The organism is Spirochaeta thermophila DSM 6192, from assembly GCF_000147075.1.
Lineage (GTDB): Bacteria > Spirochaetota > Spirochaetia > Winmispirales > Winmispiraceae > Winmispira > Winmispira thermophila_A.
Genome location: NC_014484.1, coordinates 2,329,578 through 2,348,407, shown reverse-complemented (window position 1 = coordinate 2,348,407; position 18,830 = coordinate 2,329,578). Strand labels below are relative to the sequence as shown.

Here is an 18,830-nt window from a genome sequence, read left to right as displayed (position 1 = left end):
AGAGATTTCAAATGTGTTTCGATTAGGAAAAAGCGAGGGCGTGGTCACGAGCGTTGAGCTCCTCTGCCACCCTGAGAAAGCCAGCTCGACAGCTGGCTTTTTTCGTTCGACGAATCAGGACAGGGAGGGAGACCTCGTGTGTGTCTACGAAGGATGTGAGCTCTGTCCCCGACGCTGCAGGGTGGACAGGCGGGTGAAGAGGGGGTTTTGTGGTGAAGGGGTGAAGATGCGCCTTGCGGCGTGCGTCTATCACAGGGGTGAGGAGCCTCCGCTCGTGGGAGGGACGGGGGCCGGTACCTTCTTTTTCACCGGTTGCACACTCGGGTGCCCGTTTTGTCAGAACCACCAGATATCCTCAGGTGGTGTAGGGTGGGAGGTTTCCGAGGACGAGTTCGCCTCGCTCTGCCTGGAGTTCCAAGAGGGAGGGGCCTCCTGTATCAATCTGGTGACCGCCACGCACTTCATCCCTTCCGTGGTGGAGGGGCTCTCGCGTGCGCGGGATCAGGGGCTCCGACTCCCGGTGGTCTGGAACTCCTCCGGGTATGAGCGAGAGGAATCCCTCGAACTCCTCTTCCCCCACGTGTCCGTGTTCCTTCCCGATCTCAAGACACTCGATCGGGGGATTGCGGTGGATGTCTTCGGAAGCCCTGACTATCCCGAGGTGGCGGAGCGGGCGGTACGGGCGATGATTCGCCGGAGACCCCTTGTGTGGGATGGTGACCGACTCCTCCAGGGGGTGATCGTGCGGCATCTCGTGCTCCCCGGGGCCCTCGAGGCCACGGAGCGAGTGCTCGCATGGTGGAAGGAGCACGCGGAAGGCCGGGCCATCCTCTCCCTCATGGTGCAGTACGATCCTGCGGGCAAGGCGACGGATACCGGTGCCTCCTTCCCCCTCCCGCTCACGAGACGTCTCACCGTGCGGGAATACGAGGAGGTGCTCAGGATGCTCGAGGAGTATGAGGTGGACGAGGGGTTCCTGCAGGAGTATCCTGAAGGTCCTTCCCTCGTCCCGGATTTCACCAGGGAGTCCCCGTTCGACCCCGATCTCGCCGTGCCGCTCGAGGGGTGGCTCAGGATTCGATCACGGTTCCCCTGAAAGGACGTCCTTCGAGGATGGCCGAGAGGTTCTCGATGTCCTTCCCTGCGGCGATGATCACCGAAAGCCCCCCTTCGTGGGCCTTGCGTGCGGCCACCGGATCGAAGGGCACGTTCTTCCCCGGCGTCCACTCGTCACCCACCATGGCCCTGAACTCCTTCCATGAGAGACGGGGAAGGGGGGTGGCGTCGGGGTTGGTGCGGGGATCGTCCGAGTAGACCATGGCGATGTTGGAAAGGTTGAGGAGCGTCCGGGCCCCGAAACGCTCCGCGAGGAGTACCGCGTCGAAATCGGTGGAGAAGCCCGGTTTCCACCCGGAAGCCACCAGGATTCGACCGGTGAACGGGATTTCGGCGGTGGGGTCCGTGACCACAGGATCGGCGCAGAGAGGATGGAACAGGGCTCGAAGGAGTTCTGCGTTGAGCCTGGTGGCGGCGATCCCTATCCAGTCGAGGAGGGCGTGGTCGTCCGAGCCGGTGATCGTTCGAAAGGCTTGTTGATAGCGTCGTGCAGGTCCTCCTCCTCCCACCACCAGGATGAGTCGGACCCCATCGTGTTCCTCGAGGAAGGAGGTGATGTGGTGCCGGAAGATCGAGAGAAACTCCGCATCCACTCCGTCAGGGGCCACGATGGAGCCCCCGAGCGACATGACGATGGTCTTGTCCATGTGTTCCCTCTGGTGTAGATGGTTCTTCCTGTTACGCTATACGAAAAGGGATCGAATGCCAAGGAACCGGAGGTGGAATCCAGTCTCCGCTGTGAGTATATTGTACATATGGACATCTCTGCCGTGCTCCTCGAGTGGCCGTATGATCCTGAGCACAATGTGCGTCTCATAGAGGGTGTCGATGGGAGACCCCTGCTCCAGGTGCGGCTGCCCCTTGGGATCGAGCAGTACGAGGTGGAGGGCCGTCCCGACGGTCTCAGGCCCGGGGGGTATCCTACGGTCCTCGATATGGTGAAGGCCAGGAAGGAGGATTGGATCCGGGAACAGGGGAGCGAAGCGGGCTTCGCTCTCGGGAAGGAGGAGTTCGATGCCCTCCATCAGGAGGCGGTGCTCTTCTACTATCGTTATCTCCACCTCTTCCAGATAGGAGAGTTCGAACGGGTGGTGGAGGATACTGCCCACAATATGGAGATCTTCTCCCTGGTGGAGTCCTTCTATCCCCATGAGGAGGCGAGGGAACTCCTCCAGTACTGGCCCTATCTTCTCAGGATGCATGCCGTGGCCCGGGCGATGGTGTCTCTCAAGGAGGAGGATCATGAGGCAGCCCGTACGGTGCTCGGCGAAGCCCTCTCCCAGCTCCAGGGAATGGAGGATCTGGATTCTCCGATCTTCTTCTTCGAGAAGTTACGCTCGATTTCCTATCTCACCACGGTATCGGCTGAGATAGAGGAGATGGAGGCGGATCCGGCAGCCCGACTCAGGGCGCAGCTCCAGAGCGCACTCGAGAAGGAGAATTACGAGAAGGCCGCCGAGATCCGGGACATGCTCCGTCGCCTTTCCCAGGATTCCTCCTGATTGACAAAGGGCTCCCTATACGCAAAGATGGTTATCTCGAAGGAGTTCTCCATGGTGAAACGGCTGACGGCAGCCTGGGTGTGTGTGTTATGGGTGACGGGGGGTCTCGTGGGTCAGGAGGTCCTCACCGCACAGCAGTTTTTCGAGCAGGTGGCCCAACGGTATGCCCAGATCAAGGACTATGTGGCGGATATCACCATAACCACGCCCCAGTCGGTGATGAGAGGCACTCTGTTCTACAAGCGACCCGGCAAGCTCAGGATCGACTTCTCGGAACCCGAGGATCAGGTCCTCGTGAGCACGGGAGAGGAACTCCTCATCTATGTGCCGTCGGAACGCGTGGTGCTCCAGCAGAGTCTCTCCGGATCCGGTCTCCAGCTCGCAACGGGAGAGGGGCTCGCCCTCTTGAGGCGGAACTATTCCATCGCCTATCTCGAGGGCCCGGGGTATGTGAGTCTCGATCCGGAGGAACTGGTGGCCGCGGGGAAGGGCTCTCCCGAACCCGTGGTGAAGCTCAACCTCACCTGGCGTTCCACACGGGTGGGGTTCCGGCAGATCATCATGAGCGTGGGGCAGGATGGGTACATGAGGCGTCTCAAGGGAGTCACCGTGGACTACCAGGAGGTTACCTTCGATTTCGTGAACATCAGGGTGAATCAGAATCTCCCTGATGCGAGGTTCGAATACGATTCTCCGCCTTCGGCGAATGTCTATTACAATTTCCTTTTCAATCCTGAATCCTGAGGATGTGAGATCGGGGGAGGCTCATGGAATCGCTCGGTGCCGTGTTGAAGAACGCGAGAGAAGAGAAGGGGATCTCCCTCTACCAGGCGGAAAAGGATACATTCATCCTGAGGCGCTACCTTGAGGCACTGGAAGCGGAGGACTTCTCCGCCTTTCCCGGTGAGACGTATCTGATGGGTTTCCTGAAGTCCTATGCGGAGTACCTGGGCCTCGATCCGCAGCGTATGGTGAGTCTCTATCGGAACATTCGACTTCAGGAACAGGAGCCCCCGATAGAGGATCTGGTGGGGCGTCCTCGTTCGTTCCCATGGTGGATCCTCCTCGTGGTCCTGCTGGTGATCGGTGTCGGCGTGGGAGGGTACTTCGTCTTTCCCCGGGGGGGGGCCGCCGAGGCGGCTCGTGTGCCTCGCCCGTCCGAGGCCCCGCAGGAGCGGGGGGTGCGCTTCCAGGAGGAGGTGATGGAGGGGGTTTTCCGTGAGGGTGATGCGGTGGTGATGCGTGTGGGGGAAGAGGACCATCGGTTCTCGTTCGAGCGTTTCGGAGCCGAGACCCTCCTCGTGAAGACGGAGGAAGGGGAGTTCCCCTTGGAGAGAGGGGCATCGGCACGACTGGACGTTTCCGGGGACGGGAAGCCCGATCTGGCGGTGCTCGTGAGGGAGATAAGGAGAGGGGAGGAGGGGGCCGAGGCCGTGGTGCGGTTGGACCGCCATGTGGAGGGGCCGCAGGTCCTGGTGGAGGGCGGGCAGACCCGGGAGGTGGCGGTGGAGGAGGTGAAGGAGGGGGTTCCTCTCCTCGCTCCCATCGGTTCCACGCTCGAGGAGGGGCGCCGGCTTTCCTCCCAGGTGGTGCTCTCCGCGGATGTGCAGGATATCGTGATGCTCGAACTCTCCTTCAGGGGTCCCGTGCTCTTCAGAAGCAAGGTGGACGACGGCGAGGTGGTGGAGCGTTTCTTCCAGCGGGGGGATGTCTTCAGGGCGAGTATGCGCCAGCAGGCCTGGTTGTGGCTCTCCAACGCCGGGGTGGTCACCGCACGGGTGGGCGGTGTGGAGATGAAGCTGGGGGAGGTGGGTGAGGTGGCTGTATGGCTTCTCACCTGGGTGAGGAACACGGAGAACGGCTCGTACCATCTGGAACTGGTGCCGGCGTACTGACGGAGAGATCCATGCCTTCTTTCTATCTCGAACCACTCGGCTGCGCGAAAAACCAGGTGGATGCCGAAGTCATCATCTCGCTCCTTCTCGATGCCGGGTGGGAGCTGGTGGAGGACCCTGCCGAGGCCGATCTCATTGTGGTGAACACCTGCGGGTTCATCAGGGATGCGAAGGAGGAGTCGCTGGAGACCGCCTTCCTCTTCAGGGAACGTTTTCCGGACAAGCGGATCCTCCTCACGGGGTGTCTCGCTCAACGGTACGGGAGAGAGCTGGGGGAGGAGATGGAGGAGGTGGATGGAGTGCTGGGGAACGCCGACCTCTCCGCAGTGGTGGATGCAGCCCGGCAGGTGATGGAGGGCAGGAGGGTGGTGTGGACGCCTCAGGCCCGGCGGCCCGCACATGTCCGGAGGAAGCGCCTGCTCTCCTTTCCAGGGAGCGCCTACGTGAAGGTGGCCGAGGGCTGCGACAACCGGTGTTCGTATTGTGCCATCCCGCTCATCCGCGGGCGGTTTTGGAGCCGGCCCGAAGAGGAGATCGTCCAGGAGGTGAAGGGCCTCCTCGGGGAAGGGATACGCGAGGTGAATCTGGTGGCCCAGGACCTGGGCTCGTACGGCAAGGAGAGGGGTGGAAGCCTCTTTGGCCTCCTCGAACGCATACTCGAGCTGCAGGGCGACTTCTGGGTGAGGCTCCTCTACATACATCCAGATCATTTCCCATGGGAGATCCTTCGCCTCATGGGGCAGGACCGACGCCTCCTTCCCTACGTGGACCTTCCCTTCCAGCACGTCTCGGCGCGCCTCCTCCGGAGAATGGGGAGAAGGGGCGATGCCGAGCGGTACGCCGAACTCGTGCACGCATTGAGGGACTCGCTGCCCGACGTGGTGGTGCGATCGACCTTCCTCCTCGGGTTCCCGGGAGAGGAAGAGGAGGACCTGGATGCCCTCGCGCGGTTCCTCGAAGAGGTGCGGCTCGATTGGGCGGGATTCTTCGTGTATTCACCCGAGGAGGGTACCCCCGCGGAAGCGTGGCACCGGGAGGAAGGTCGTAAGGCCGGGGTGAGACTGGAGCGGGCGGAGCGGAGGAAGGAGGATCTCGAGCGCCTCCAGGAGGGGATCACCGGTGAACGACTCGAGCGATGGGTGGGAAGGGAATGTGAGGTCCTGGTGGAGGAACGGATCGAGGGGGAGGATATGGCCCTCGCGCGTTCGGCCTTCCAGGCACCGGAAGTGGACGGGCTCGTGGTGGTGCACGGTGAAGGGCTCGAGCCCGGCCGCGTCGTACGGGCGAGGGTGCTTAAGCGGAACGGCATTGATCTGGAAGGGGTTTGTCTGTCACAATAGTCCCATGAAGAAGGGCCTGGGGCTCCTCTCCCTCGTCTTGTTCGTCACGGTTTCCCTCTCGTGTGCATCCGGCAGTCCCCGTGAGGTGGCGAGACGGTTCCTCACCGCCCTGGTCTCGCTCGACATCGAAGAGGCGCGGCGGTACGCCGCCCGCCAGACCTTGCCCTCGCTGGATCTCCTCCAGGCCTTCGTGGCCCTCGTCCCCGAGGGGGAAAGGAGTGCGCTTTCGGTGCGCTCCTTCAGGCTCGAGGATGTCGTGGAAGAGGGGGATCGTATCAGGGTGGACTATCTCATCGAAGGGGAAGGTCGGGAGAGTCTCTATCTCGTGAAAGAGGGCGGGGAGTGGAAGGTCCTCTGGCCCATGGAGTGGTAGCGTGGTCGATCTTTCGTATCTCGAGACGCTCAATGCCGAACAACGCGAGGCGGTCTTTCATTCCGGGAGTCCCCTCCTCATACTCGCAGGGGCCGGTTCCGGGAAAACCCGCGTCATCACCACCAAGATCGCCTACCTGGTGGACGCCTTGGGTATTCCCGCTCGGTCGATCCTTGCGGTGACCTTCACCAACAAGGCTGCCCGGGAGATGTACGAGCGTGCCCTCCAGCTCTCACCCCGAACCGAAGGGGTGATGATAAAGACCTTCCATTCGTTCGGTGCCTGGCTCCTGAGGCTCTACGGAGAACGCCTGGGCCTCGCTCGGGATTTCGCCATCTATGATGACGAGGATGCACGCGCGCTCCTCTCTTCGATTCTCGAGGGCAGCCAACGCCGACACCTCTCCCGCTATGCGTGGGCGATCTCGAGGGCGAAGGACTACGCACTCGGTCCTGAAGATGACCTCTCCTCCATACTGGAAGACGATGACTTCCCGGAGCTCTACGCGCGGTACGAGGATCGGCTCAGGGATACGGGGAACGTGGACTTCGGTGACCTCATCCTCCTCCCCCTCAGACTGCTCAAGGAACACGAGGACGTGAGGCGCAAGGTCCATGCCGCGTTCCGGGTGGTGATGGTCGACGAGTACCAGGACTCGAACGTGGCGCAGTTCTTTCTCCTCAGGGAGCTCTACGGGCCCGAGACGTACCTCTGCGTGGTGGGCGACGAAGATCAGTCGATCTACCGGTTCCGGGGGGCCGAGGTGCGGAACATCCTCGACTTCCCGGATGCCTTCGAGGGTACTCACATCGTTCGACTCGAGACGAACTACCGATCCACCGCGACCATCCTGAGAGCCGCCTCAGGGGTGATCGCCCACAACGAGGGGCGTCTCGGCAAGACGCTGAGGCCGATCCGACAGGGGGGGGATGTGATCCGGATCCTCTCGTTCCCGTCGGCGGAGGAGGAGGCGGCGTACTGGGCACGGTTCCTCCGTGAGGAGGGGTGGGAGGACGTCGCCGTCCTCTACCGGGCCCACTACCAGTCCAGGCTGCTCGAGCTCGCCCTCGCGAGGGAAGGGGTACCCTACCGGGTGGTGGGATCGCTCCGGTTCTATGAGCGGGAGGAGGTGAAGGATCTCCTGGCCTTCCTGCGGTTGGTGCTCAATCCCCGTGACGAGGTCTCCTTCCTCAGGGTGATCAACAAGCCGCCCCGGGGGATCGGCGCGAAGAGCCAGGAGGCCATCATCTCGCACGCGCGTGGCACCGGATCGACGCTGGTGGAGGTGCTCCGAGAGGGAGTGGTCCCGGGTAAGGCGGGGGCCTCGATGGTGGAGTTCGCCCGGTTCCTGGATCACATCGGGGAGCGGCTCTCCCGTATGGACCTCGCTTCCTGGATGGAGGACCTGCTCAAGGAGAGCGGGCTCTGGGACTACTATCAGGGATTCGACGACTACACCGCCCGTCAGAAGCTGGAGAACCTCCAGGAGCTCCTTGCCCTCGCCCGGTCGTATCCCGGAGGCAGGGACGGTCTCCTCGCCTTTCTCGAGTACGTGGCGCTCGAAGGGAGCCTGGACAGGGGATCGGGTGACGGGGTGGTGCTCATCACCATGCACAACACCAAGGGGCTCGAGTTCTCGAAGGTCATCATCACGGGCCTGGAGGAGGGCGTCTTTCCCTCATGGGCGGCTTCGAGTCCCGAGGATATCGAGGAAGAACGAAGACTCTTCTACGTGGCCCTCACGCGGGCGAAGGACGGGCTCTTCTTGAGCTGGGCCCAGACGAGAAACATCAGGGGCAGGAGGAGCTTCCAGCAGGCCTCACGGTTTCTCAGGGAGATCCCTCCCGAGTGTCTCTCCCCCTCGTACGAGGAGGAGGAAGAGGAGGACTTCCCTGTAGGGAGCAGGATCTACCACGACGATTACGGATACGGTATGGTGGTGGAGCGCCGGCACAACGGGAACCTCCTGGTGGTGAAGGTCCGCTTCGAGACAGGGTACACGTGCGAGTTCCTGCCTTCGTACACCCCGCTCGAGAGGATACGGCATGAGTGAACTCCGTGAGGAAATCTTGGAAGCGGAACGCCTCCTCGCCGAGGTTCCCTTCGTGAAACGGGCGAGGGGCTGGCGCCTCTACACGAAGAAGGGGGAACGCATCCTCGACCTCTACGGAGAGGGAGGAAAGGCGGTACTTGGACACCGGCCCGGACAGGTCGGCAGGGTGCTCAAGAACGAGATCTCGAAAGGGCTCTATCTCCGCGTTCCCTCGGTCTACCTCTTTCGACTCCGCAAGGCCCTCCGCGCCTTCCTCCCCACCCACCCCCATCTCCGTCTCTTCCCCTCCCACGAAGCCCTCCTCGCCCACCTCGCCTCCCGCCACGAGCGCCCCTACACCCTCCACGACCCCGCCCTCCCCGCCTCCCTCCAGCCCCACCGCAGCCCTCTCGTCGCCTGGGCGCGGCCTTTCCTTCCCCCTCCCCCCACGCCCCTTGCCATCCCCGTCTTCCCCATCCCCGGCCTCGCCCTCCCCGGCGTCCTCTGTGCACGCGAGGAGTCCCTCCTGCCTGACGTGCCGGATGCCCTCGCGAGTCCCCTCCTCCTCGCGGCCATGACCCGCAGCATCCACGACCTCCTCGGGGCGGGCCACCTCTTCCAAGGGGTGGGCCACTACCTGGACGCCCTCCCTCCTCCCTGGCGCCACACCGGCCCCTACCTCTATCTCGAGGAACCCCCCCGGGACCACCCGACCCTCTTTCGGCGCTTCCTCTCCCGCGGCATCCTCGTCTCCCCCTCACCCGGGGTTCCCGGCGTCTTCCCGGCCGAGATCTCGCCCGGGGAATGGGCCCTCTTCCGGAGGACCGCCGAGGAAGTGTCCGCAGAACTCTTCCCATGAGCGAAACGGCCCTCCACTCGAGGGCCGATCGTGCCGACATTCATGACATGGAACGCCTGGTGATTCCCCACCTCGCGGAGCTCGCCGCCCTCACCCTCGCCTGCATCGGGGCCATCCTCGTGTGGAGGAAGACCGAACGCCCCTCCTGGATCCTCGTCTCCCTCGCCACGCTCTTCCTCTACGCCGCGGCGGTGTACCGCGCACTCGCCGACCTCTCGCTCCTCCCCCTGCGCGACCCCTGGGCCCTCTTCGCCGATATCGCAGTCGCCGTCCTCCCCCCGCTCCTCCTGGGCGTGGGTTTCATCGCCTTTCTGGTCGAGCGGCATGGAAGGGGATGATCCTCGGTTCCTCCCCTTCCACGGTGAGCGCTTCCCCCGGGCAGTCTTCCAGCAGCCCCCACACCACCGCCTTCCGATCCTCGTCCTCGATGTGCGGGAGGATGACCGAAGCCCCCCTCTCCTCCACCTTGAACACCTCGGGAAGCATCTCCTCGCACAGGCCGCAGGAGATACAGCGTCCGGTATCCACCTTGACTCTCATGGGTATAACGTACTCACGGAAGGTGCGTATTGACAACGCACTCTCCCTGTGCTAGTACAGGACGAGGAGGTGAAGATGGTTGCCATACTCATAGGTCTGCTTCTCGTGGCAGGCGGGCTCTACTGTGTACTTCCCCTCGCATGGACCCTCGGGTGGTGGGAGGACTTCCTGGTACTCCTGCGGGGTGGTGTGCCCTTCCTCCTCTTTCTCGTCGGGCTCATCGCCATCCTGGTAGGCCTCGCCGACATAAAGGACAGGGCGGAGACCAGGAAACTCGAGCGGGAACGGGCCTCCAGGGAATCCTAGGGCAGCAGCGCGGCCCTTGACAAGGCAACCTCTCTGTGAAACTATAGAGGCTCACATACTGGTTGACACGAGGATGGGAGCATGAAGACCATATTCCTGAAGCCGAAAGACATACAGCCCACGTGGTATCTCATCGATGCGAAGGGCAAGACCCTCGGGAGGCTTGCGACCCAGGTGGCGGCGATCCTCCGCGGAAAACACAAGCCCTACTACGTCCCCCATCAGGCGGTGGGCGACTACGTGATCATCGTGAATGCCGACAAGATCGTCGTTTCGGGGAACAAGGAGACGAAGAAGCTCTACTACAGGCACACCGGGTATCCCGGCGGTCTCAAGGTGGCCACCTTTTCCCAGGTGATGGAGAAACATCCCACCTATCCCCTGGAGAAGGCCATCAAGGGGATGCTCCCCAAGAACCGGCTCGGGAGGGCGCTCTTCCGCAGGGTCAAGATCTACGCCGGGGAGACGCATCCCCACGCAGCTCAGAAACCAGTAGTCCTTTCATAAGGGAGTGAGGTCGTGGCAACGATTAATCTTGCAGTGGCGACAGGGAGGAGGAAGACCTCTGTCGCGCGTGTCTTCCTGCGGGAAGGCGACGGTACCATCACCATCAACGGAAAAACGCTCGAGGAGTACTTTCCCCGGGAAGACCACAGGATCATGGTCCGCCAGCCCCTTATCGTGACCGGAACCGAGGGGAAGTTCAGCCTCTACATCACCGTGAAGGGCGGGGGTATCAGCGGTCAGGCCGGGGCGATCCGGCACGGGATCGCGCGCGCCCTCTCGGCCTACGACGAAACGAACACACCGGTCCTCCGGGCGAACAAGTTCCTCACCCGTGACCCGAGGATGGTGGAACGGAAGAAGTATGGGCACAAGAAGGCGAGGAGAAGCTTCCAGTTCTCCAAGCGGTGACCTGATCGTTGGGATAGAGAAAGAGGGAGCCCCGCCCGGGTGCGCAGTGGTGCACCTCGCGGACGGCTCCTTTTTTTGTCTTCTGCGGCGGACCCTCCGGGAGGAGGGCCTGGAGGTGGGCGTCCGTGTCCGCGCCGATCGCCTTTCGAACCTGGCGGCGAGGGATGAACGAACCCGCATGGAGGAGTACCTGGAGCCCCTCCTCAGGCGCCACCTCTACACCAGGAGGCACCTGAGGACGAAGCTCCTGAGAAAGGGATTCTCCTCCTCACAGGTGGATGCGCTCCTCGACACACTGGAGGCGCGGGGAGTGGTCGACGACCGGGTCTACTCCCGGACGTGGATCGAGTTGCGGACCAGGAAGAGCCCGCTTGGGAGAGGTGCCCTCAGGCAGGGGCTCCTCCGGAAGGGGGTGGATCCGCAGGCCGTCCGGGCCTCCCTGGATGAGTGGGACGAGGCCACCCTGCGGGAAGGTGCGAGACAGTACGTGATGCGCCTCGTGAGGCAAGGCGTCTCCGGGGAGAGGATATTCGCCCGGATGGCCAGGCGCGGGTTCGGGCCCGCGGAAGTGCGGCGTCTGCTCGAGGAGGAGCCCGGAGAGGACGTGGAAGAACAGGGATAAGTAGAATAGGGATAATCTTATCGAAGAACGTGTCGATAAAAAGGTGAGGGGTGCGTATGAACCGAAATGGGAACTCCGTGCGATCTCCACATCCGGACGAGAATGCATCCGATCATGACGCCCTCCACTACAGGGAGCTCTCCCACCGGGTGCGGAACGACATCTCGCTCCTCGTGAGCTACATGCGGCTCAAGGCCGCATCCCTCCCCGAGGAGTCGGGCATGATCCTGGAGGAAGTCGCCGCCCAGCTCCGGGGTCTCGCTCATCTCTACTCCTTTCTCGAACTCCGGCCGGAAGGCGGGATGGTCCATCTCTCCCGAGCCGTCTCCCATCTCGTGCAGGAGATGGCACCCCTCTACAAGGGGAGGGGTGTGTCCTTCGTATGGCACTGCGAAGACCTCGTGGTCTCCCCTCGACAGGCGCTCCCCCTCCTCCTCCTGGTCCACGAACTGGTGGTGAACGCGCTCAAACACGCCTTCGATCACAAAGGCGGGACCATCGCGGTCTCACTCGTGAGGAGGGGGGAAGAGGGCCTCCTCTCCCTCACCGACGACGGACTCCCGTTCGAGAAGGGGGATGCCCCGAGCGAGGGGATGACCCTCGTGGAGGCCCTCACACGGCAGATGGGCGGGTCCCTGAGGCTCTCGCCCGCAGAGAAGACCTGGCTCGTCACCTTCCCCCTCGTGCGCTGATGCCTCCCTCTGCACTCCTCATCCAGCCGCCCGTCTACGATTTCGCCCTCTTCGATCTCTTCCTCAGACCGTACGGGCTCCTGCGTGTGGGGCGATGGCTCGAAGAGGCGGGATACGAGGTGCGCTTCCTCGACTGCCTGGACTACAGGGATGCCTACACCGCGAAGATGCTCGGACCCGTGAGACGACGCCCCGATGGGACGGGCAAGTTCTTCAGGATCCCCCTCCCCCCTCCCTATGCGGGGGCGCGCCGGAGGTTCGCACGCTATGGCATCCTCCCCGAACGGGTGGAGGAGATCCTCTCCTCCTGGTATCCGAAGGACCCGCCTTCGGTGGTGCTCATAGGTTCGGGCATGACGTACTGGTATCACGGGGTGAAGGAGGCGGCGGATCTGATACGGAGACGCTTTCCCGGATCCCTCCTCGCCGTGGGAGGGGTGTATGCCTCCCTTCTCCCCCGGCACTGCGAAGAGGTCGTGCGACCCGACGTGATCGTGCAGGGCGATGATCTCGAGGCCCTCCGGTCGGCCCTCGGGAAGGAGGGGCTTCCCGTTCCACAGGGAGTCGTCCCCGATCGCCCCCTCCTCCTCGAACGGGTGTGGCGCGAGGCCGGAGTGCTCAGGCTCCATCAGGGGTGTCCCTATCGGTGCACCTACTGCGCCTCGTCCCGGCTCTCCCGATTCGTCCCGGGAAGAGGGGATGCGCTCTTCGATCTCTTGATGGACTACCGTTCGCGGTGCCGCACCTCCACCTTCGCCTTCTACGACGATGCCCTGCTGGTGGGAAAGGAGGAAGGTCTCCTGCCGTTCCTCGAACGGGTCCTCTCACGCCTCGGCTCGGCAAGGAGATCGGGCCTCTCCTTCTACGTACCCAATGCCCTGCACGCACGGTTCCTCGACAGGCGGACCGCCTCCCTCATGGTGCGGGCAGGGTTCCGCGAGGTCCGTGTGGGGTTCGAGAGCGCGGAGGAGGGATTCCACACCCGCTACGATCGGAAGGTGACGAGCGGGGAGTTCTTGAGGGCCGTGGAGATCCTCAGGGATGCGGGGTTTCCCCCCTCGTCGATCGTCGTATACGTCCTGGTGGGACTTCCGGGGCAGAGAAGTGACGAGGTGGAGCGGACCCTCTCGGCGTTGGAGGACCTGCCGGTGCTCGTCTCCCTCGCCGAGTACTCCCCGATCCCCGGGACCTCCCTCTGGGAGGAGAGTGTTCGGCGATCGCGGTATCCCATCGCGCACGAGCCCCTCTTCCACAACAATTCCATCTTCCCCCTCGAATGGGAGGGGTTTACCTTCTCCGATCTCGAGTGCCTCAAGCGAAAGGTCCGGGAACGGAACGCCCGGATCCGGGCTCTCAGTCCTTCAGGAAGCGCTCCCTGAACCGCTCGATGAGACCGGTGTTCCTCGTGCGTGTGAGGAGTTTCACCAGGAGGTCCTCGATGATGTCGACCGGCTGATCCTCCTTGTTGAGGATGCGGTAGACGCTCCTTATGATCGGGAGCCTGAGGTTGTAGGTCTTTGCGAGGGTGTGGGCGTGGGTCGCCGCGAAGACCCCTTCCGGGAGGTAGTCGAGCCTGGAGATGTTGCGGATGAGATCGTCTATGTCCTTGAAAGGTCTCAGGATGTTCTTGAGGAGGATCTCCCTGCCGAACCTTCGGTTCCTCCCGTACTTGCTCCGGCATGTGACGTCGAGGTCTCCCACCCCGGCGATGGACGTGAAGGTCTCCGGGTGGGTGGAGCCCATGGCCGTGCCGAGGGCCTGGATCTCGTTGAGACCCGCGGCGAGGAGGAGCGATTCTGTGTTGTCACCCACGAACTCGGAGCCGGTTTCGATGAGTGCGTCGAGTACCCCGAAGGCGATGGCGATCACGTTCTTGATGGCCGCACTCACCTGCACGCCGATGGTATCGAGGCTGGAGAAGACGAGGAGTCTATGGCTCGTGAGGAGATTGCGCACCTTGATGCTGTGTTTGGGGTTCTTGGAGGCGCTGATGAGCCCGGTGAGTTTCCCCCTTCCCACCTCTTCCGCATGGGAGGGACCTGAGACGTAGACGAGGTTGTCCTTGTAGAAGGGCGGGAGGTGGTCCTCCATGGCCTCCAGGATGAGTCTGGGTCTGCCCCCCTCGTCCGGAATGAACCCCTTGGTGAACACCGCGATGATGGGTCTCCCTTTCGTGATGTCGGGTAGAGAGGAAATGCCGGAGGTGATCTTCAGGAGAAAGGGGGAAGGGGGGACGAGGAGGAGGTATTCCTTCTTCTGTACCGCTTCCGCGAGGTCCGTGGTGGCGCGGATCCGGGAGGAGAGCCTCACACCGGGCAGATACCTCATGTTCTCGTGGAGCCGGTTGATCTCTTCCGCCACCTCCTGTTCGTACACCCAAAGATCGACGTGGTGGCCTTTCTCTGCCACGACCTGGGCAATGGCGGTGCCCCATGCACCCGCACCTATCACTCCTATCTTGCTACGAAGGATGGGCACCTGAAAGTTGACGCGCATCGTGAAGCTCCTTTCCGATCGGGTTGTGCAGGCAAAGGGATGCGGGGGCTCGGATGGGAGTCCGCTTGTGTTTGTACGCAATCATGCGTATGGTATAGTAGAGTATCCGCCGTGGAATTGCAAAGGGGGAGTATGAGGATTCTCGCAGGGATCATGTTGTGCGTCGCGTTCGTATCCGCGGATCCCTTTCAGGGGGGTGCGGACTTCCCCGCCATGCTCTTCCCCGGAAGGGAGGTGTCCGCCAGGGTGGAGCCTCAGCCGGGGGTGAGGGTGTTCACCTTCAGTGTGCCGCCCTCCACCGTGGCCGCGCGCCTCCGGGTCCGTGCCGGGGGGTCGGTGGAGGTGGCGGTGAGAAGGGAGGGGCGGGTGGTGGCGAGGACCGTAGGGGAGGGGTGGGAGGTGTGGCTCACGCGATGGGAGGGGACGCTCAGGCCGGGGACGTACGTGGTGGAGGTGGGGTATGAGGGTGGTGTGGGTGAGGGAGTGGATGTCTCACTCCTCTTCTCGCTCGTTTCCGGTGAGGCCTCGTTCGACATCGAGACAGGACGACCGGTGAGGCTCGTGCTCTCGCCCGAGCAGGCCATGTGCACGGTGGGGAGGCTGAAGGTGCCTCAGGGAGTGCCGGCCCTGAGGGTGGATGTCCTCGATGCGGAGGGGGATGTGGATCTTTTCCTCGCTCCCGGGACTGCGGTTCCGGATCCTCGGGCGGCCTCCCATCGGGCCACCACCCCTCTGGGACGGGAGTCCCTGGTGGTGGGAGAGGGACTCGCTCCCGGCGACTACGCCCTCATGGTGGCGGACCTGCGGGTCCTGGAGGCGCCCGAGGAGGTGGTGCTCCTCGTGCGTTTCGAGGAGTCTCCTCCCCCTCTCGAAGCACGAGGACCTGTCTTGAGCCCGGTGGTACAGGTGGTGGCCGGCCGATCGATGGGATCGGGGGTGCTGATATCGAAGGATGGTGAGATCCTCACCGCCCTGCACGTGGTGGAGGGCGGTGAGGAGGTGGTGGTGGCGGTGACCCGTGAGGAGGGGATGCCGCCGGATGAGCTCTTCCGTGCAGAGGTGATCCTCGAGGACGAGGTGCGGGATCTCGCCCTCCTCCGGTTGACGGCCGATCTCTACGGCAGGCCCCTCCCCGAAGGGATCGATTTCCCCGTCGTGACCCCTGCCTTTTCCGAGGTGCGTGTGGGGAGCCGGATCACCCTCGTCGGCTATCCACCGGGGGTGGGATTGCGCTCCCGGCCCGTGGAGCTTCGCTTACCCTCTCTGGTCGCCGGACGGGAGAGGGTGTGGACGGAGGGAGGGCGTCGGGATCTCCTCAAGGTTTCTGGATGGATCGGGGAGGGGATGTCGGGTGGTGCGGTCTTCGATGAGCAAGGGAGGCTCGTGGGGATTCTCACCGGACGGATATACGATGGGTGGGGGGGGCTCGGTGTGGTGGTGGCTGCACATGAGGTGCCCTCGGACTGGTGGCACAGATGAACTCTCGCGCTCTTTTCCTGTTTCTCCTCGAAAGTAAATTGACGAAGATGTGGTATTTCATTACAATGTAGATATGTTCACGATAGAGCGGTCCGTTGCGGCAAAGATGTTCGAGGAGCTTCTCGAGCGCGCCCTCAAGGGGGAGGATGTGGTGATCACCGACGAGGAGAAGATCCCACTCGTGAGGTTCGTCCCTGTTCAGGGTGTGCGTTCCGATCGCGTCCTGGATGGGGCGAAAGGGCTCATCGTGTACATGTCGGATGATTTCAACGAACCGCTCGACGACATCTTTGCAGAGTACGTGCCATGAACATACTGATCGATACACAGGCGTTTCTCTGGGCTGTTTCGGACAGCGATAAGCTCTCCGAGCGGGCGAAGGAGGTCTTCTACAATCCCCAGAATGTGCTCTACTTCAGTGCAGCCAGTTATTGGGAGATCTGTCTCAAGATGTCCCTGGGCAAGCTCCGGCTCGAGAAGGGGTGGAAGAAGGTGATCGACCGGGAGATGAGTGTGAACTCCATCAAGTGGCTCAAGCTCAAGAAGGAACACATGGTGCGCCTCCTCTATATCCCATGGCTCCACAACGATCCCTTCGACCGGATGCTCGTCGCCCAGGCGCAGATGGAGAAGTGTGCGATCCTCACCTCCGATCCGCAGATCGCCCAGTACGACGTGCAGACCATCTGGTGAGGGATCTCCCATGTGCGGCGAGAGCGACTCCGACTCGATAGTTTCTTGCAGAAAGGAGTGGTCTATGCGGAGGATATGGGCTTCGCTACTGGTCGTCTTCCTCCTCGGTTCGGGGCTCGCGGCGCAGGAGGAGCCCGCGGTCCGGGTCACCGACTCGTATGGGAGACAGATCCTTCTCCCGGAGTATCCCGACAGAATCGTCTCCCTGGCTCCGAATATCACCGAGACGCTCTTCGCTCTCGGGAAGGGTGATCTCGTGGTGGGGCGCACCGACTACTGTGACTGGCCTGCCGAGGTGGCGGGTGTCCCGTCGGTGGGCACGATCCTCCAGCCCAATATCGAGCGCCTCGTGGCCCTGGAGCCGGATGTGGTGATCGCCTCCTCCCACCTCTCCAAGGAGGTGGACGAGAAGCTGCGGAAGCTCGGGATCCCGGTGGCGGTCTTCAATTACCCTGAGAGTTTCGAGGGGACCTACGAGACGATCCTCCAGGTGGCCCGCGTGGTGGGGGCTGTGCAGAAGGCGGAGGATCTCATTGACGGGATAGAGCAGGTGGTGCTCACGGTGATGAGCGCGGTGAGCGGGCTCCCCCGGCCAAGGGTGTACTACGTGATAAGCTATGGTCAGTTCGGCGACTATACTGCGGGAAAGGGGACGTTCATCGATACCCTCATCCAGATCGCCGGAGGGGTGAACGTGGCCTCCGACGTGGAGGGATGGCAGTACAGTGCGGAGAGGCTCCTGGAAAAGGATCCGGATATCATCATCTGTTCGAAGTACTACAACACGAAGCAGGGATTCATGAAGACCCCCCCCTATACCCAGCTCACGGCGGTGAAGGAGGGGCGGGTGTTCGAGATCGACAACAATCTCGTCGACCGGCAGGGACCGCGTATAGGGGAGGGGCTCATGGCCCTGGCGCGTATCATCCATCCGGAGGCCTTCGAGGAATGAGGAGATGGGTTCGCGTGCTTCGGTGGGGGTTGTTCATGGCCCTCACCGTTTTTTTTGTGTGGGGTGCGGTGTTGGTGGGAGCTGCGGAGGTGTCGCCTCCGCGCGTGTGGGCGGCCTTGCTTCGTCTGCTCAGGGAGGGGTTGCCCGATCCCTCCAGGCTCGGGGTGATCGACAGGATCCTGCTCTACGTGCGTCTGCCCAGGGTGCTCCTCGCCTTCCTTTCGGGGGCGGTCCTGGCGGGCGCCGGTGCGGTATATCAGGGGGTCTTCCGGAATCCCATGGCCGATCCCTATGTCCTGGGTGTCTCGGCGGGAGGTGCCCTGGGTACCGCGACGGCGGTCTTCGTCCTTCCGGGGGAATGGCTGCCTTTGTCCATGATGGTGGGGGCGTTCACGGGAGGAGCGGCGGCCCTCCTCTTGGTCTACGGGATCGCGGGTTCGGTGCGGAGCACGGCGACCGAGACCCTCCTGCTCTCGGGTATCTCGGTGAGTCTCTTCCTCTCGGCCCTTCTCTCGCTCCTTCTCACGTTCGTGCGGGACAGGGTGGGGAGCCTGGTGTTCTGGATGATGGGGAGTTTCTCCACGGCCGACTGGGACAAGGTGGGGGTCGCCCTGGGGCTGCTGTTGGGGGAAGTGCTCCTGGTGGTTCCCTGGGTGAGGGATCTCGACGTGCTCTCCATGGGAGACGAGACAGCGGTGGGTTTGGGTGTGCGGGTGGTGCGGGTGAGGCTCTACCTCCTCCTGGTGGTCTCGCTCGCGGCTTCGGGGGTGGTGGCGCTCTGCGGTCCGGTGGGGTTCGTGGGGCTCGTGGTGCCGCACATGGTGCGGCGTCTCCTGGGGGCGCGTCATGTGCGGGTCTTCACAGGAGGGCTCTGGCTGGGGGGGATGGTGATGGTGGCCGCGGATACCCTGGCGCGGGTGGTCCTTTCGCCCTCGGAGCTTCCTGTGGGGGTGGTGACCGCGCTCGTGGGGGTGCCGTTCTTCGTCTACCTCCTCAGGTGGCGGCGAGGGTGACGGGC

At 63.0% G+C, this 18,830-nt stretch carries 23 protein-coding genes; 20 read left to right on the top strand and 3 right to left on the bottom strand.

All coding sequences use genetic code 11. The features are described from left to right. Positions 1 to 136: 136 nt before the first annotated feature. Positions 137 to 1,096 (top strand): radical SAM protein, encoded by a 960-nt coding sequence (locus tag STHERM_RS10640; RefSeq protein ID WP_041623634.1) that lies wholly within the window; start codon positions 137 to 139, stop codon positions 1,094 to 1,096. On the opposite strand, the gene pyrH is transcribed toward STHERM_RS10640, so the two are convergent. Then, positions 1,071 to 1,763, bottom strand: a complete 693-nt coding sequence (pyrH, locus tag STHERM_RS10635) for a UMP kinase (protein ID WP_013314896.1) — start codon at positions 1,761 to 1,763, stop codon at positions 1,071 to 1,073. The two genes, STHERM_RS10640 and pyrH, sit on opposite strands and share 26 nt — an antisense overlap. A gap of 108 nt (positions 1,764 to 1,871) precedes the next feature. Here pyrH and STHERM_RS10630 point away from each other — a divergent pair, with 108 nt between their 5' ends. Genes STHERM_RS10630 through STHERM_RS10595 form a run of 8 tightly spaced genes read left to right on the top strand, consistent with a single transcriptional unit; the run spans position 1,872 to position 9,455 of the window. Then, the gene (locus STHERM_RS10630) at positions 1,872 to 2,618 is read left to right on the top strand and encodes a UvrB/UvrC motif-containing protein (RefSeq protein ID WP_237223280.1); all 747 of its coding nucleotides are present in this window, start codon (positions 1,872 to 1,874) and stop codon (positions 2,616 to 2,618) included. Between the two features lie 51 nt (positions 2,619 to 2,669). Beyond that, positions 2,670 to 3,362: a LolA family protein gene (locus STHERM_RS10625; RefSeq protein WP_013314894.1), complete on the top strand. Its 693-nt coding sequence runs from the start codon at positions 2,670 to 2,672 to the stop codon at positions 3,360 to 3,362. A 23-nt stretch (positions 3,363 to 3,385) separates the two neighbouring features. Then, a complete protein-coding gene (locus STHERM_RS10620; protein WP_013314893.1) occupies positions 3,386 to 4,513 on the top strand; it encodes a helix-turn-helix domain-containing protein in 1,128 nt (375 codons plus the stop codon). Between the two features lie 11 nt (positions 4,514 to 4,524). Then, positions 4,525 to 5,853 (top strand): 30S ribosomal protein S12 methylthiotransferase RimO, encoded by a 1,329-nt coding sequence (gene rimO / locus STHERM_RS10615; RefSeq protein ID WP_013314892.1) that lies wholly within the window; start codon positions 4,525 to 4,527, stop codon positions 5,851 to 5,853. 4 nt (positions 5,854 to 5,857) lie between these two features. Next, positions 5,858 to 6,226, top strand: coding sequence for a hypothetical protein (locus STHERM_RS10610; protein WP_013314891.1), 369 nt, complete (start codon positions 5,858 to 5,860; stop codon positions 6,224 to 6,226). Position 6,227: 1 nt separating this feature from the next. Then, the gene (locus tag STHERM_RS10605) at positions 6,228 to 8,279 is read left to right on the top strand and encodes an ATP-dependent helicase (protein WP_013314890.1); all 2,052 of its coding nucleotides are present in this window, start codon (positions 6,228 to 6,230) and stop codon (positions 8,277 to 8,279) included. Continuing rightward, on the top strand, positions 8,272 to 9,117 hold the full coding sequence (locus STHERM_RS10600) for a hypothetical protein (RefSeq protein ID WP_013314889.1): 846 nt from the start codon (positions 8,272 to 8,274) through the stop codon (positions 9,115 to 9,117). The genes STHERM_RS10605 and STHERM_RS10600 overlap by 8 nt, the downstream gene beginning before the upstream one ends. Continuing rightward, positions 9,114 to 9,455 (top strand): hypothetical protein, encoded by a 342-nt coding sequence (locus tag STHERM_RS10595; RefSeq protein ID WP_013314888.1) that lies wholly within the window; start codon positions 9,114 to 9,116, stop codon positions 9,453 to 9,455. Before STHERM_RS10600 ends, STHERM_RS10595 begins: the two co-directional genes overlap by 4 nt. On the opposite strand, the gene STHERM_RS10590 is transcribed toward STHERM_RS10595, so the two are convergent. Beyond that, on the bottom strand, positions 9,418 to 9,657 hold the full coding sequence (locus STHERM_RS10590; RefSeq protein ID WP_071650348.1) for a ferredoxin: 240 nt from the start codon (positions 9,655 to 9,657) through the stop codon (positions 9,418 to 9,420). The genes STHERM_RS10595 and STHERM_RS10590 overlap by 38 nt on opposite strands. 75 nt (positions 9,658 to 9,732) lie before the next feature. On the opposite strand from STHERM_RS10590, the gene STHERM_RS10585 reads away from it, so the two are divergent. The 6 genes from STHERM_RS10585 (at position 9,733) to STHERM_RS10560 (ending at position 13,571) form a co-directional block, all read left to right on the top strand. Then, positions 9,733 to 9,963, top strand: a complete 231-nt coding sequence (locus STHERM_RS10585; protein ID WP_013314887.1) for a hypothetical protein — start codon at positions 9,733 to 9,735, stop codon at positions 9,961 to 9,963. Positions 9,964 to 10,044: 81 nt separating this feature from the next. Beyond that, positions 10,045 to 10,470: a 50S ribosomal protein L13 gene (rplM, locus tag STHERM_RS10580; protein WP_013314886.1), complete on the top strand. Its 426-nt coding sequence runs from the start codon at positions 10,045 to 10,047 to the stop codon at positions 10,468 to 10,470. A gap of 12 nt (positions 10,471 to 10,482) precedes the next feature. Then, positions 10,483 to 10,878: a 30S ribosomal protein S9 gene (gene rpsI, locus STHERM_RS10575; RefSeq protein WP_013314885.1), complete on the top strand. Its 396-nt coding sequence runs from the start codon at positions 10,483 to 10,485 to the stop codon at positions 10,876 to 10,878. Positions 10,879 to 10,993: 115 nt separating this feature from the next. Then, positions 10,994 to 11,500, top strand: a complete 507-nt coding sequence (locus STHERM_RS10570; RefSeq protein ID WP_237223278.1) for a regulatory protein RecX — start codon at positions 10,994 to 10,996, stop codon at positions 11,498 to 11,500. Between the two features lie 56 nt (positions 11,501 to 11,556). Beyond that, entirely contained in the window at positions 11,557 to 12,192 is a 636-nt protein-coding gene (locus STHERM_RS10565) for an ATP-binding protein (RefSeq protein WP_013314883.1), read from the top strand. Further along, the gene (locus tag STHERM_RS10560; protein ID WP_013314882.1) at positions 12,192 to 13,571 is read left to right on the top strand and encodes a B12-binding domain-containing radical SAM protein; all 1,380 of its coding nucleotides are present in this window, start codon (positions 12,192 to 12,194) and stop codon (positions 13,569 to 13,571) included. Before STHERM_RS10565 ends, STHERM_RS10560 begins: the two co-directional genes overlap by 1 nt. Here the strand turns inward: STHERM_RS10560 and STHERM_RS10555 are convergent. Then, complete coding sequence (locus tag STHERM_RS10555; protein ID WP_013314881.1) at positions 13,546 to 14,688, bottom strand: NAD(P)H-dependent glycerol-3-phosphate dehydrogenase; 1,143 nt, start codon at positions 14,686 to 14,688, stop codon at positions 13,546 to 13,548. The genes STHERM_RS10560 and STHERM_RS10555 overlap by 26 nt on opposite strands. A 132-nt stretch (positions 14,689 to 14,820) precedes the next feature. Here STHERM_RS10555 and STHERM_RS10550 point away from each other — a divergent pair, with 132 nt between their 5' ends. The 5 genes from STHERM_RS10550 (at position 14,821) to STHERM_RS10530 (ending at position 18,825) form a co-directional block, all read left to right on the top strand. Further along, on the top strand, positions 14,821 to 16,167 hold the full coding sequence (locus STHERM_RS10550; RefSeq protein ID WP_013314880.1) for a S1 family peptidase: 1,347 nt from the start codon (positions 14,821 to 14,823) through the stop codon (positions 16,165 to 16,167). Between the two features lie 73 nt (positions 16,168 to 16,240). Further along, positions 16,241 to 16,477 carry a type II toxin-antitoxin system Phd/YefM family antitoxin gene (locus STHERM_RS10545; RefSeq protein ID WP_013314879.1) on the top strand — a complete coding sequence of 79 codons (237 nt, stop codon included), beginning with the start codon at positions 16,241 to 16,243 and terminating at the stop codon, positions 16,475 to 16,477. Further along, the gene (locus tag STHERM_RS10540) at positions 16,474 to 16,860 is read left to right on the top strand and encodes a type II toxin-antitoxin system VapC family toxin (protein ID WP_013314878.1); all 387 of its coding nucleotides are present in this window, start codon (positions 16,474 to 16,476) and stop codon (positions 16,858 to 16,860) included. The genes STHERM_RS10545 and STHERM_RS10540 overlap by 4 nt, the downstream gene beginning before the upstream one ends. A gap of 64 nt (positions 16,861 to 16,924) precedes the next feature. Further along, positions 16,925 to 17,812 carry an ABC transporter substrate-binding protein gene (locus STHERM_RS10535; RefSeq protein ID WP_013314877.1) on the top strand — a complete coding sequence of 296 codons (888 nt, stop codon included), beginning with the start codon at positions 16,925 to 16,927 and terminating at the stop codon, positions 17,810 to 17,812. Then, on the top strand, positions 17,809 to 18,825 hold the full coding sequence (locus tag STHERM_RS10530; protein ID WP_013314876.1) for a FecCD family ABC transporter permease: 1,017 nt from the start codon (positions 17,809 to 17,811) through the stop codon (positions 18,823 to 18,825). The genes STHERM_RS10535 and STHERM_RS10530 overlap by 4 nt, the downstream gene beginning before the upstream one ends. Positions 18,826 to 18,830: the final 5 nt, after the last annotated feature.